The 13,320-nt window shown below is 62.4% G+C and carries 13 protein-coding genes; 9 read left to right on the top strand and 4 right to left on the bottom strand.

The window, feature by feature from the left end:
* Window positions 1-6: 6 nt before the first annotated feature.
* Window positions 7-1,641 (bottom strand): YbaL family putative K(+) efflux transporter, encoded by a 1,635-nt coding sequence (gene ybaL, locus EP837_RS11050; protein ID WP_066527447.1) that lies wholly within the window; start codon window positions 1,639-1,641, stop codon window positions 7-9.
* An 813-nt stretch (window positions 1,642-2,454) separates the two neighbouring features.
* On the opposite strand from ybaL, the gene rplU reads away from it, so the two are divergent.
* From rplU to EP837_RS11015, 6 genes are all read left to right on the top strand, one after another.
* Entirely contained in the window at window positions 2,455-2,751 is a 297-nt protein-coding gene (gene rplU, locus EP837_RS11040; protein ID WP_066527443.1) for a 50S ribosomal protein L21, read from the top strand.
* Between the two features lie 30 nt (window positions 2,752-2,781).
* Window positions 2,782-3,051 (top strand): 50S ribosomal protein L27, encoded by a 270-nt coding sequence (gene rpmA / locus EP837_RS11035; protein ID WP_007683600.1) that lies wholly within the window; start codon window positions 2,782-2,784, stop codon window positions 3,049-3,051.
* 274 nt (window positions 3,052-3,325) lie between these two features.
* Window positions 3,326-3,901, top strand: a complete 576-nt coding sequence (locus EP837_RS11030) for a GNAT family N-acetyltransferase (protein ID WP_066527440.1) — start codon at window positions 3,326-3,328, stop codon at window positions 3,899-3,901.
* A gap of 115 nt (window positions 3,902-4,016) precedes the next feature.
* Window positions 4,017-5,108: a GTPase ObgE gene (gene obgE / locus EP837_RS11025; protein WP_066529251.1), complete on the top strand. Its 1,092-nt coding sequence runs from the start codon at window positions 4,017-4,019 to the stop codon at window positions 5,106-5,108.
* A gap of 25 nt (window positions 5,109-5,133) precedes the next feature.
* The gene (gene proB / locus EP837_RS11020; RefSeq protein ID WP_066529250.1) at window positions 5,134-6,264 is read left to right on the top strand and encodes a glutamate 5-kinase; all 1,131 of its coding nucleotides are present in this window, start codon (window positions 5,134-5,136) and stop codon (window positions 6,262-6,264) included.
* Between the two features lie 6 nt (window positions 6,265-6,270).
* A complete protein-coding gene (locus tag EP837_RS11015; RefSeq protein ID WP_197486269.1) occupies window positions 6,271-7,185 on the top strand; it encodes an NAD-dependent epimerase/dehydratase family protein in 915 nt (304 codons plus the stop codon).
* A gap of 1 nt (window position 7,186) precedes the next feature.
* Here the strand turns inward: EP837_RS11015 and EP837_RS11010 are convergent, their stop codons facing one another.
* Together EP837_RS11010 and radA are read right to left on the bottom strand one after the other, a co-directional pair.
* Window positions 7,187-7,696 (bottom strand): CvpA family protein, encoded by a 510-nt coding sequence (locus EP837_RS11010; protein ID WP_066527438.1) that lies wholly within the window; start codon window positions 7,694-7,696, stop codon window positions 7,187-7,189.
* A 10-nt stretch (window positions 7,697-7,706) separates the two neighbouring features.
* Entirely contained in the window at window positions 7,707-9,074 is a 1,368-nt protein-coding gene (gene radA / locus EP837_RS11005; RefSeq protein WP_066527437.1) for a DNA repair protein RadA, read from the bottom strand.
* 212 nt (window positions 9,075-9,286) lie between these two features.
* Between radA and EP837_RS11000 the strand changes: the two genes are divergently transcribed.
* The 3 genes from EP837_RS11000 (at window position 9,287) to EP837_RS10990 (ending at window position 13,002) form a co-directional block, all read left to right on the top strand.
* Entirely contained in the window at window positions 9,287-9,982 is a 696-nt protein-coding gene (locus EP837_RS11000) for an endonuclease/exonuclease/phosphatase family protein (protein WP_066527435.1), read from the top strand.
* A gap of 196 nt (window positions 9,983-10,178) precedes the next feature.
* Entirely contained in the window at window positions 10,179-12,572 is a 2,394-nt protein-coding gene (locus EP837_RS10995; protein ID WP_082919618.1) for a patatin-like protein, read from the top strand.
* Window positions 12,573-12,588: 16 nt separating this feature from the next.
* Entirely contained in the window at window positions 12,589-13,002 is a 414-nt protein-coding gene (locus tag EP837_RS10990) for a hypothetical protein (RefSeq protein ID WP_335675640.1), read from the top strand.
* 9 nt (window positions 13,003-13,011) lie between these two features.
* On the opposite strand, the gene EP837_RS10985 is transcribed toward EP837_RS10990, so the two are convergent.
* A complete protein-coding gene (locus tag EP837_RS10985; RefSeq protein WP_066527431.1) occupies window positions 13,012-13,305 on the bottom strand; it encodes a 4a-hydroxytetrahydrobiopterin dehydratase in 294 nt (97 codons plus the stop codon).
* Window positions 13,306-13,320: the final 15 nt, after the last annotated feature.

Raw genomic sequence — 13,320 nt, 5'->3', positions numbered from 1 at the left:
AAAGGGTCATCCCGCGCCGCAGAGCGACAGCATTTTGGCGGCCAGTTCGCGTTCCCCCATGACGATGTGGGGAACGCCCAACCCTTCCAGATGCACGACTTCCGCATCCGAATGGGCGCGGGCGATAACTTGGATGTTCGGGTTCAGGTGGCGGGCATGCTGGTGGATTGCGCCACCCTCAAAGCCCTCCGGCACTGCGATCAACAAGCGGCGCGCTTCGCAAATACCCGCTGCAATGAGATGACGGTCCTCCAGCGCGCTGCCGCGCACGACCGACAGCCCCGCCTCCTCCGCTTCCTCCGCCCGCTCGTGATCTCCTTCGACAACCACCAGATGCGCATGCCGCTCGGCCAGACGAGATGCGATCATCTTGCCGACGCGGCCGTAGCCGACCAGGATGACATGGCCGATCCGGCGCGTCACCTGCGCCTTTTCGGTAAGCTCCTCATCGTCCTCCGGCTTATGCTTGCGCACGATCAGCGAAAAGATCAGCGGATTGAGGAAGATCGAAACGATAGCACCGGCCAAGATCAGGTCCCGCGCTTCGGCAGGCAAGATGCCAAGGCCAGTCCCCAGCGAGGCGAGAATGAACGAAAATTCACCGATCTGGGCGAGGCTTGCCGCGATGGTTAGCGCCGTCTCACCAGTGTAGCCAAAAGCTCGAACGATTACGAAGGCGGCAATGGACTTGCCAATGATGATGATCGCCACCGTCGCAAGTAGGGGCAAGGGCTGTTGGACCAACACGGCCGGATTGAACAGCATGCCCACCGAGACGAAGAAAAGGACCGCGAACGCATCGCGTAGCGGTAGAGTTTCCTCCGCGGCGCGCCGACTGAGGGGTGTCTCCCCCAGGATCATGCCCGCAAAGAAGGCTCCAAGCGCGAAGGACACATCAAAAGCAACCGCTGCACCGAAAGCGACGCCGAGCGCGATCGCCAGGACCGCGAGACGGAACAGTTCCCGCGATCCGCTATGCACGACCCAGTGCAGCGCCCAGGGGATGACCCGGCGACCCACGATCAGCATCAATGCGACGAAGCCGGTCACCTTCAGCAGTGTGCCGAGCAACGGCCCGAACAGCGCCCCCGCTCCCGCCGATGCATCCGCATTGTTCATGACCCCGGCCAGTGCGGGCAACAGGACCAGCGCCAGCACCATCACCAGATCCTCGACGATCAGCCAGCCAACAGCGATTCGCCCGCGGCGCGTCTTCACCAGGTCAGCGCCTTGCAGCGCGCGTAAAAGGACAACGGTGCTGGCGACCGACAAAGCTAGGCCGAACACTAGGCCGCCCAGCAGGGGCCATCCCATGAAATGGGAAAGGCCAATGCCCAGCAATGTCGCCACGGCAATCTGGCCAATCGCGCCGGGAACCGCGATATTCTTCACCGAAAGCAGGTCACGCAACGAAAAGTGGAGGCCGACGCCGAACATCAGCAGAATAACGCCGATCTCGGCAAGTTCATTGGCCAGTCCTGCATTGGCGACAAAACCGGGTGTGAAAGGACCGACGATGATACCCGCGACAAGGTAGCCGACCAATGGAGACAATTTCAGGCGATGGGCGATGGCGCCCATGACGAAAGCAACGACAAGGCCCGCAACGATCGTTCCGATCAGAGGCGTATGATGAGGCATATAGAATCTGTTCCTGTCCGCCAGGGCGCAGCGCTCGGCTGGCCCTGGCCTGTGGTCATTCGGCGATGGCCAGCATCGCTGCGGACAGCAGCGCACCCGCTGCGGCCAATCCGGTCAGCACAGCGGGCATAAACCACCGGGGCGGGCTGGTGCGACGCGATTTTCTGCCAGTCATGGAAGACTCCTTCCAGGGAACGCCCGCATAGCGGGCGGGGCAAAGACTGTCAGAAAGATGCTGGAGGCCCTCTCGCTCTGCGACAGGAAGTATAAGTAGTTGCGCGATGTGCCTCCGTTGAAGAGGGCCAACACCATCCAAAAAGAAAAAGCCCGGCTGCAACAAGCGCCATAACGGCTGGCAAGACCCACAACTTGATCGGCCCCCCGATCTGCCCAGCGCGTTCGCGTCCTATCTCTGAAGGAAGCGCTTCCTCTATCGTAGCTGGAGACCGCGCCTTCAACACGACGCCCACCGTCGCAGGGTTGAACGCAGAGCCCGTCAGCCTGCTCGATGGCGGCCCCAGAGGCGCGAGGGCAGACAGCAGCGCAATCATGATCGCCACCCACAGGGACGCGATGAAGGACCTGCGTCCCATCATGCTGCTATCCCTATGCGACACTGACGTCATGCGCTTCGCGGTTCCTTTGCGTAGTCCAGATAGGCGCGTGCCCGCCTAAAAACCAGTACCGATACCAGTCGATATAGTTGACAGCAGCGAGTCATTCCACTACCGGGCCACATTCCCGCGCGGGTCAACAGGACGTCAAGTCCTCGGCGATCTGCGTAAAGCAGATTTGAACGAGAAGAGAAGAGCCATGTTCGCAGTCGTGCGCACGGGCGGCAAGCAATATCGCGTCGCCGCCGGAGACAAGATCGTCGTTGAGAAGCTGGCCGGTGAGGCTGGTGACAAGGTTACCTTGGGTGACGTCCTGTTCGCCGGTGAAGGCAGCGACGTGAAGGACGCCAGCAAGCTGACCGTTGCCGCAGAAATCATCGCGCAGGCGAAGGGCGAGAAGGTCATCGTTTTCAAGAAGCGCCGTCGGCACAACTACCGTCGCCGCAACGGTCATCGCCAGAATCACACGATCCTCAAGATCGTGTCGATCGCCTGAGCCGCAGTCCAGTTTCGAGGAGTTTGAGTCATGGCACATAAGAAAGCTGGCGGTTCGTCGCGTAACGGTCGCGATTCGGAATCGAAGCGCCTTGGTGTGAAGAAGTTCGGCGGTCAGGAAGTGATCGGTGGCAACATCATCATCCGTCAGCGCGGCACGCGCGTCTATCCGGGCCGCAACGTAGGCATGGGTAAGGACCATACGCTTTTCGCGCTGGGTGAAGGCCGCGTGGTATTCCACACCGGCAAGCTCGGCCGCAAATATGTGTCGGTCGATGCGATGGCCGAAGCAGCCGAATAACGGACGATTGATGACGGATCGTCCCACGCAATTGGGGCGATCCTCCTGGTGGAAAGACATTTAGTCCACCGCCAGTGTTCGAGGGAAACGAAGGGGCGCCCCGTCTGGGAGCGCCCCTTTTTCCGTTCGGTGGCATCTCCCCTCATTTTCCCTCAAGCCTTTGGAACCCTGTCCTTTCTCACGCGTCATGCGGGCGGGGTTCAGCCAGAGGAAAAGTCGTCAAGCCGTAACTTTTCGCGGCCATTGGCGCGTCGATCAGAGGAGAGATTTGAAAATGTTCGCCCGTACCCCTCGCCTACTCTTGAGACCTGGCTGGATGGAAGATGCGCCTGCGCTGGCCGAGGCGATCGGCGAGCAGGCGATCCTGCGCAATTTGACGAGGGCACCTGCGCTCTATGGCGTCGATGACGCCCGCGCCTTCCTTTCGCTACCGCACGACTCGCGCCTCCCGCGATTGCTGGCTTTTTCTCGTACCCGGGGAGCGCCACGGCTCGTCGGTGGCTGCGGGCTGCATCTCGCCGAAGATGGTGCGCCGGAGATCGGCTACTGGATCGCTCGCCCTTATTGGGGCTTGGGCTTCGCCACCGAGGCGGCAAGTGCGGTGCTGAACATGGCGCGCGCGGCAGGCGTTAACGGCATCGCCGCGGCATATTTCGCTGACAATCCTGCATCGGGCAACGTACTGCGCAAACTCGGCTTCCGCTACACGGGGCGTGTTGAGCAGCGATACAGCCCCGCGCGCGGGACGACGGCCGAGTGCCTGGTCTTCGAAGAAGGCGTGGCCGGACGAATGATGACAGATCCCGCCATGGACCTTTATGAAGATGCCATGCCTGCCCTTGCGGCATGACTGATCGACAGGGGCGGCGTCGAACCGTGTCGTCCCTCCCCTCCCAACACATGTTTAATTAAGACCGGAGACGGCAAGGTTTAATTCCGCAGCATAAGCAGCTATGGGCCAGCCCATGCATTTCCTGGATCAAGCAAAGATTTACATTAAATCCGGCTGGGGCGGCCCCGGCGCGGTCAGTTTCCGGCGGGAAAAATATGTCGAATATGGCGGCCCCGACGGCGGCAATGGCGGCAAGGGCGGAGACATTATCTTTGAAGCCGTCGCCGGGCTGAACACCCTAATCGACTTCCGCTATACTCAGCATTTCAAAGCGCAGCGAGGGCTGCCCGGCGCAGGCAAGAATCGCTACGGCGCGGGTGGCGAGGATCTCGTCATCAAAGTGCCCGTAGGCACCCAGATTCTGTCCGACCCCCAGCCCATCGAAGGCACGGAGGATGAGGACGGCTATCCTGATTATGAGGAGCAGGAACTGCTCGCGGATTTCACGGAAGTCGGGCAGCGCTTGGTGCTGCTCCGCGGCGGCGACGGCGGGCGCGGCAATCTATCTTACAAGACGAGCACCAACCGCGCGCCCCGGCAACATGGCACCGGCTGGCCGGGTCAGGAAATGTGGGTGTGGCTGCGGCTGAAGTTGCTTGCCGATGTAGGGTTGGTGGGCATGCCCAACGCTGGCAAGTCGACCTTCATCAATCAGGTGACGAACACCAAAGCGAAGGTCGGAGCCTATGCCTTCACCACGACCAAGCCTCAGCTCGGCGTCGTGCTGCACCGCGATCGCGAATTCGTGCTGGCCGACATTCCGGGGCTGATTGCGGGCGCCGCCGAGGGAGCCGGGATTGGCGACCGTTTCCTTGGCCATATCGAACGCTGTCGCGTGCTGCTGCACTTGGTGGATGCGACAGGCGACGATCCCGTCGAGCAGTTCCGGATCGTGCAGGACGAACTCGCCGCATATGATGAAGGTCTGGAAGACAAGCCGCAGATCGTAGCGCTCAACAAAGGCGACTTGTTGGGCCAGGAATTGATGGAGGACATCGCTGCCCAGCTTCGCGAAGAAGCCGGTGTGGAGGATGTGTTCATCATATCTGGGGCCACCGGTGAGGGCGTCCCCGCGCTGCTCGATGCGGTTCTGCCGTTGCTGACGGAACCCAAGGCAGAGGAGTCGGCCGATGGGGAAGGTGACGCACCATGGTCGCCCATTTGATTGCAAGGCGGATGGATTCGAATCTGTGACATCCCCTCTTTCCGGCTTTCCGCCTTCCCAGATTCGGCGTTTGGTCATCAAGATCGGGTCCGCCTTGCTGGTCGATCCGGCTGGCGAGGTGCGCGAGGCATGGCTGCGCACGCTGGTAGAAGATATTGTCGCCCGTAAAGCCGCTGGGCAGCAGATCATCATTGTATCATCTGGCGCGATCGCGCTTGGGGCTCGTCGACTGAAACTGCCCAAGGGCGGACGCGGCAGCCTGGAGGATGCGCAGGCAGCGGCTGCGACGGGGCAAATTGCATTGTCACAATGCTGGGCGCGCTTGCTGCAGGACAAGGGCATGACGGCTGCGCAGATACTGGTGACGCTCGACGATCTTGAGCATCGCCGACGCTATCTCAACGCATCGGCCACCCTAGAGCGGCTGATGGCACTGGACGTCGTTCCGGTCGTGAACGAGAATGACAGCGTGGCGACAGCCGAGATCCGCTTCGGCGACAACGACCGGCTGGCGGCGCGCATCGGACAGGCGGCACGGGCCGACGCGGTCGTGCTGCTTTCCGATGTCGATGGGCTTTACACCGCGAACCCGCACGTCGATGCGAGCGCGATGTTGATACAGACAATCGAGCGCATAGACGCGCGGATCGCCGGAATGGCGGACGGCGGATCGGCTTCCGGCATGGGTTCAGGCGGCATGACGTCCAAGATTGAGGCGGCGCGGATCGCAACGGGAGCAGGGGCGCATCTGGCGATTATCTCGGGCAAGGTGGACAGCCCCTTATCCCACTGGAGTAATGGCGGGCGAGGATCGATCTTCCTGGCCGCGCCTGCGAAGCGCGCACGCAAGGGATGGCTCGCCGGACGGCTGATGGTGCGCGGGCGGATCATCATCGATTCGGGAGCGGAAAAAGCGCTGGGCCGCGGAAACAGCTTGCTGCCCGCGGGTGTGGCAAGAGTCGAGGGAGCATTCGCGCGCGGCGATGTCGTGGATATCATCGGCCCGGAAGGGCAAGTGATCGCTCGCGGTCTCAGCGAATATGACAGCGAGGAAGCAGCCCGGATTGCTGGCAAGCGCAGCGAGGATATAGCCGCCCTGCTGGGGCACCTGCCTCGCTCCGTCCTGGTCCATCGCGACCATTTGGCGATGGTCTGACATTTCATGAAACTGCGTATTGCAATGACCGGCGCGACGGGTTTCGTCGGTGCCGAAACACTTAATCAAGCCTTGCAAGCCGGGCTCCATGTGACGGCGATCACACGCAAGGCGCAGCCGCCCCGCGCGCGACTGAAATGGGTGCATGGCTCGTTAGAGGATCGCCCAGCGCTAAACACGCTTGTGCGCGACGCAGATGTGGTGATCCATATTGCAGGGGTCGTCAACGCCGCTGATCGCGATGGCTTCGAGGCAGGCAACGCTCGGGGCACCATGGCCGTGATTGACGCCATGCGGCAACGGGGGGTGCGGCGGCTGATTCATGTATCGTCACTTGCGGCGCGAGAACCCAAGCTGTCCGACTATGGCTGGTCAAAGGGCTTGGCTGAGCGGCATGTGAAGGCGAGCGGCCTAGATTGGACGATAGTGCGGCCGCCAGCAATCTATGGGCCAGGCGACCGGGAGATGCTGGAGCTGTTTCGCATGGCTAAGCGCGGCGTCATGCTGCTGCCGCCCGGTGGCCGTCTGTCGCTGATCGAGGTCAGCGATCTGGCGCGGCTGCTGCTGGTGCTTGCCGGAGAGAAAGAAATCAGCCTCGCCCATTGCTACGAAGCCGATGACGGCACCCCGGGCGGCTGGGATCATCTGGATTTTGGCCAGGCGATAGGCCGAGCGGTGGGGCGGCCAGTCCGGACCTTTGCGACGCCGAACTGGGCGCTGGGTCTGGGGGCCCGGCTGGACCGGATACTGCGCGGCAAGGGGGCGAAACTGACACAGGATCGGGTTAGCTATTTCTGCCATCCGGATTGGGTGGTGACGAAGCGCAAGCAACCACCCAAAAAGCTATGGACCCCCATGGTGACCACGGAGGAAGGGCTTAAGGCGACGGCTGACGCTTACCGGGCCAAAGGATGGCTGTAGCTCAGTCCGCTGACTTCCTGGCGCGGCGCTCGGCGACGAATTCGCTGATCGCCTGACCGCTGGCGTTGAGCAGGGGATAGGTGCGTGCATCGGACAACCAGTCGGGACGACGAGCGGTACTGCCGTAGAAGGTGTCGTACACCAGACTGAAGGCGAGGAAGACGAGCGTTGCGCCAATCAGTCCTTTGACCGCTCCGAAACCTGCGCCCAAGACGCGATCGACAGGGCCGAGGATCGACTGCCGGGTGCGGCGGCCGATGGCGTGGGCGAGAAGCTTACCGGCGCCGAAGGTAATGCCGAATACCAGAATGAATGCAAGAATTGCAGCGCCACTGGTGGTTCCTACAAGGGGAGTGAGCAGTTCGGTCGCAGAACTGTGGAAGAGGCGGATGGCGAAGATGCCGAGCACCCAGGCGATCAGCGACAATGTTTCGAGAACGAAACCACGTAGCAAACCCAAGACGGCGCATCCGCCGATGGCGAGGAGGACGAGGATATCGACGGCGTTCATGGACGCCGGGCTATCCGCGGCCGAGCATCTGGTCAACCAATTGGCTTAACGCGCGATAGCCGCTGACGGCGATGCCCTTCACCCCATCCGCCACTGCCGAGGGAACATAGGCGCGTTCGAAGCCGAGCTTGGCAGATTCCCGCAGGCGCAGAGGTGCGTGAGCGACAGGGCGAATTTCACCTGACAGCGCAAGTTCGCCGAAGAGAACGAGATCGGCCGGCACGGGGCGTTCGGCCAAGGCGGAAATGAGCGCCGCGGCGACGGCGAGGTCTGCGGCGGGATCGGAAAGGCGATATCCGCCCGCGACGTTCAGATAGACTTCGCAGGTCGAGAAGCTGAGGCCGCAGCGCGCCTCCAGCACGGCCAGAATCATGGCGAGGCGGCCGCTGTCCCAGCCAACCACCGCGCGGCGGGGGGTAGCGCCGCTGGAGAGCCGGACGACGAGGGCCTGTATTTCGACGAGAACGGGCCTGGTGCCCTCAAGCGCCGGAAAGACGGTGGCACCCGTTACGGTTACGTCACGATGTGTCAGGAACAGCGCGGAAGGGTTGGCAACTTCCTCCAGCCCTTCCGCTACCATAGCGAAAACGCCGATCTCGTCGGTGCCGCCGAAGCGGTTCTTGATCGCGCGCAGGATGCGATACTGGTGACTGCGCTCCCCCTCGAAGCTGAGCACTGTATCCACCATATGTTCAAGGACGCGAGGGCCAGCGATGCTGCCGTCCTTCGTCACATGGCCGACGAGAATGACTGCGGTGCCGTGCTGCTTGGCGAAGCGGATCAGTTCCTGCGAGGAGGCCCGAACCTGGCTGACCGTGCCGGGAGCGCCCTCGATCAAATCGCTGTGCATCGTCTGAATGGAGTCGATGACGAGCAGAACGGGCGGCTCCCCCTCCCCCAGCGTGGTCAATATGTCCCGGACGGAGGTCGCGCTGGCGAGCTGCACCGGCGCGCTGCCGAGGCCGAGACGCTGTGCGCGCAGGCGGACCTGATCCGATGCCTCCTCCCCACTGATATAGGCGACGGAGAGGCCCCGTGCGGCAATGCGGGCAGCGGCCTGAAGCAGCAGCGTCGATTTACCGATGCCGGGATCGCCGCCGATCAGCGTCGCGGAGCCAGGAACGATCCCGCCGCCCAGCGCCCGGTCGAACTCGGCAATGCCGGTGCTAGTGCGTTGCGGCAGTTCGACCTGGCTATCTAGGCCCACGAGCGTCAGAGCGCGACCGCCGGTTTGAAGGTCGTGACGGGCAGAGAAGATGGTTTCGGCCGCTTCTTCCACGATGCTGTTCCATTCGCCGCAATCATCGCATTGCCCCTGCCAGCGGGAGGAGAGCGTGCCGCACTGCTGGCAGACGAATTTGCGCTTTGCCTTTGCCATTATAAACCTTGCCGTCCGATCTCGCGTCTCGACTTCGCTCGAAGCGAATGGGGTAATTAAGCGAACGGATGTGGTATGGCGGCACGCCGCGAACGTTTCAAGAACAAAGAAACGAAGCTGGCGCCCTTCCACGGGCTTAAAGAGACCGGGGGATTGTTAGAGCCGGACGGAGAGTGCTGGAAACTCATTGCTATGTGGCGCATTGTTTCGCCATGAAATCCATTCGCGTTGCCAGCTACAATATCCGCAAGGCCATCGGCACGGATCGCCGCCGAAGTCCGGAACGGGTGCTGGAAGTGCTGGCAGAGGTGGATGCCGACATCATAGCCCTGCAGGAAGCGGATCGCCGCTTTGGGGTAAGATCGGCTGCGATCCCGCCTTGGTTGCTGGACTCCCTCAGCTCCTACAAGCCCGTGCCATTGAATGTGCAGGCCGATTCCATGGGTTGGCATGGCAACGCCATTCTGGTGCGCAAGGAGGCGGAGATCGGCGCACATGACGTGCTGCACCTGCCCTGTCTGGAACCGCGAGGGGCGACCATGGCGGAGGTAACGCTGGGCAAGTCCAAGATGCGGATTTTCGGCATGCATCTGGACCTGTCTGGCCTTTGGCGGCGGAAGCAGGCAGCAGCGGTGATCCACGCGGCAGGGCTGCGCGAGGAGATGCCCACGGTGCTGATGGGGGACCTAAACGAATGGAGCGCGGGACGAGGATGCCTGGCCGATTTCGCGCGGCATTACAGCTTCGCGCCCTGTGGCCGGAGCTTCCATGCGCGGCGGCCGGTGGCGCAGCTCGACCGGATCATGCATTGCGGGCAACTGAAATTGGTCGATAGCGGAGTGCATGACAGCGCGGCGGCGCGGAAGGCATCTGACCATTTGCCGATATGGGCGGAGTTTTGGTTGTGAGGGGCGGCGATAGATTAGCCAAGTTTGGGCCAGCAGGCCGTCCTCCTCTCCGGTCGGCTCTAGCAGGCCGAGAACACTGCGCCGACTTTTCGGCGGGCGCTTCTCGACTTCGCTCGAAGCCGCTCGAAGCGAAGGGGATGAAAGAGGTAACGCGCCATTCAATCCACGGTCATAGGATCAGGGATAAGACACGCTCATGAAAGAGCGCGAACTTCGCTTGGCGCTGGTCTGCTACGGCGGGATCAGTCTGGCCGTTTACATGCACGGCATCACCAAGGAAATCTGGCGGCTCGCGCGGGCGAGCCGGGGTTTTCATGATGGCTCGACCAGCGGGAACAGCAGCGAGGCCGTGTACCGGAAGCTGTTGGAGGACCTGGAGGCGGCGAGCGGCGTGCGTTTGCGGGTCATGCCCGATATTATTGCGGGCGCGAGTGCGGGCGGCATCAACGGCATCTTCCTGGCGCAAGCTATTGAAACAGGCCAGTCGCTGGAGCCGCTAACCGATCTGTGGCTGGAAAATGCCGACGTTGAGCGGCTGTTGGACCCTGATGCCCGACCCGCTCGGCGGATCACCAAATTCTGGGCAACGCCGCTGGTCTGGATGGCGGCGCGGCATCCTGGAGACACGGTAGAGCGCACCGTGGCGCCGAATACCCGCGAGGAGGTGCGGCACAAGCTGTCGAATTTCATCCGGTCGCGCTGGTTCGAGCCGCCCTTCGGCGGCGAGGTGTTCACCGCGATGATCCTGGATGCGTTCGACGCGATGGAGGCGGCGGAACGTGGGCCGCCGCTGCTGCCAGAGGGACATCCTCTGGACCTGTTCGTCACGGTGACGGATTTTGAAGGCCATCCGCAGAGCCTCAATCTCAACAGCCCACCCCAGGTGGTTGAGACAGAGCATCGCCTGTCTATCGGCTTTCGGGCACGAGGGCGCGGCGACAGGCTGTTCGCGGACCCGGCCGAACTCGTCTTTGCGGCGAGGGCGACAGCAAGTTTCCCCGGCGCTTTCCCGCCCTTCACCGTGCGCGAATTGGACCGAGTGCTGAAGCGCCGCCATCGGGCCTGGCCAACGCGCGACGCCTTTCTGGCGCATGCCCTGCCCCGGCATTGGGCGCGCGGCAAAGCGGAGGACGCCGTACTGATCGACGGATCGGTGCTGGCGAACGCGCCGTTCGCGCAGGCGATCGGCGCGCTGCGGAACCGCCCATCGCGGCGCGAGGTCGATCGGCGGTTTGTCTATATCGACCCCAAGCCGGGCCATCGCTCGATCCAGCTCAACAAAGAGGGCGTTCAGGAAGAAGAGGCCGTTGGCGAAGGTGCGCCGCTGCCAGGCTTCTTTCGCACCATCTTCGGTGCACTGAGCGACATTCCGCGTGAACAGCCCATCCGTGACAATTTGGAAGCCATTGATCGCCATTCGTCCCGCATCCGCCGCATGGTGCGCATTCTGAATGCGCTGCGTCCGGGGATTGAGGCGGAAGTGGAAAGCGCGATGGGCGGCATGCTGTTCCTCGACCGTCCCACGCCCGCCCGGCTTTCGGTCTGGCGCGCGAAGGCCCAGCAGCGCGCCGCCAATTCGGCAGGTTTCGCCTTCCCAGCCTATGGGCACCTGAAGCTGTCCGGCATTGTGGAAGATCTTGCCGCCCTGCTCTTTCGCCTGAGTGACGAGGAAAGCCCGTTGATGCGGGAAAATTACCGCCAGGCGCTGTGGTCGCATGTGCGGGCGATCAGAGCGGACCAGCTGACGGAAGATGTCGGGCCGGGATCGCCGCCCGTTCTCTTCTTCCGTACCCATGACCTGGCCTTCCGCATCCGGCGGCTGCGTTTTCTGGCGCGGCGGCTGGCCGAAACGCTGGAGGTCGAATCGCAGGCGGGCGACGCTGCGGTCCAGAAGATGCACGACGCCATCTATCAGGCGCTGGCCCATTATACGGAATGCGAGGGCACAGACTTCTACAATGGCGCGATCCGGTCAGCGGCGAAGGAACTGCCCAATGATGCGGCGGCGGCGCTGGATGCGATCGCGCAGGCGCGCGGGCTAGGCGAGCGCGACGGCGTAGCGGACGTGATGCTGGCCGAAGCGCTGGCGGACCTGCCGAAGGCGGAACGGAGGACGATGCTGCTCTCCTATCTCGGCTTTCCCTTCTACGACATCGCCACCCTACCGTTGCTTCAAGGCCACGCTATGGATGAATATGATCCGGTGAAGGTTGATCGGATTTCTCCTGAAGATTGCAGCGCAATTCGCACGGGCGGCGCAGAGGTGACATTAAAGGGGATAGAATTCAATAATTTCGGCGCTTTCTTTAGCAGGGCCTATCGGGAGAACGACTATTTGTGGGGACGCCTTCATGGCGTCGAGCGCATGCTGGATATCGTAATTTCCGCATTGCCCGCGGCAAGCCGCCTTTCCGAAGAGAGCGTCCGCGCCTATAGGCAAGCCGCTTTCATGGCGATTCTCGATGAGGAGGAGCAGCGACTGCCGCATGTCGCTGATCTTATTGCCATATTGCGGGAGGAAATCGGTGGGCGCACGGTTGGGGCTGTTTCCATTGATGATGATGCTGACGCTAACCGCGGCTTGCCGTGATGCGTCTGGCGATGCCGTGTCTGCGGACAACGCTGCTTCGCCGCTGCCCGCACTGTCCGCAAATCCCATAGAGGGTGAACCGATCGAGGTGGTCGCCGCCCGGCAGCGGCCTTCCGCTGAGGTCAGGGTGCGCGCGGAACCCGCGCCGCTCGGATCGCTGGACCTGCCTCCTTCCCCGGACGCTGCGCTGGCGACGCCCTTCCCGCAGGAAGTGACCAGCTTCATGGTCGATCGCGACGGCTGTGACCATTTCCGGGGCGAAGAACCCTATGATGGGGAGCGGCGCGTCTTCTTGATGGAGAGCATCGCCGAACTATGCACTGGCACGGACGCCAAGCTGGCGATGCTGCGGCGGCGCTATGCAGGCGATCCCGCAGTCATGGCCGCGCTGCACGGCTATGAGGATCATATCGAAACCCGAGCCAACTGATCGAAGGGATCAGTCGAGCAGCAGCGCGTCAATTGCCTTTGCCAAATCGATGTCGCGACGGGACAGACCATCCGCATCATGCGTCGTCAGGGTGATATCGACGCGATTATAGACGTTGAACCATTCTGGATGGTGGTTGGCCTGCTCGGCCAGCAACGCGACACGCGTCATAAAGCCGAAGGCTGCGCTGAAATCGGCGAAGTTGAAACGGCGACGGATGCCATCCGGGTCCGCGATCACCGTCCACTCCGGCAGATCGGCGAGTTCCTGATCCCGCTCTTCTGCGGTCAGTTTACCAATCATAGCTCTATCCTCATA

The sequence above is a fragment of the Sphingobium sp. EP60837 genome (assembly GCF_001658005.1).
Lineage (GTDB): Bacteria > Pseudomonadota > Alphaproteobacteria > Sphingomonadales > Sphingomonadaceae > Sphingobium > Sphingobium tyrosinilyticum.
Note: the sequence above shows the minus strand (reverse complement) of the source record. Positions and strands in the feature narration are given on the sequence as shown.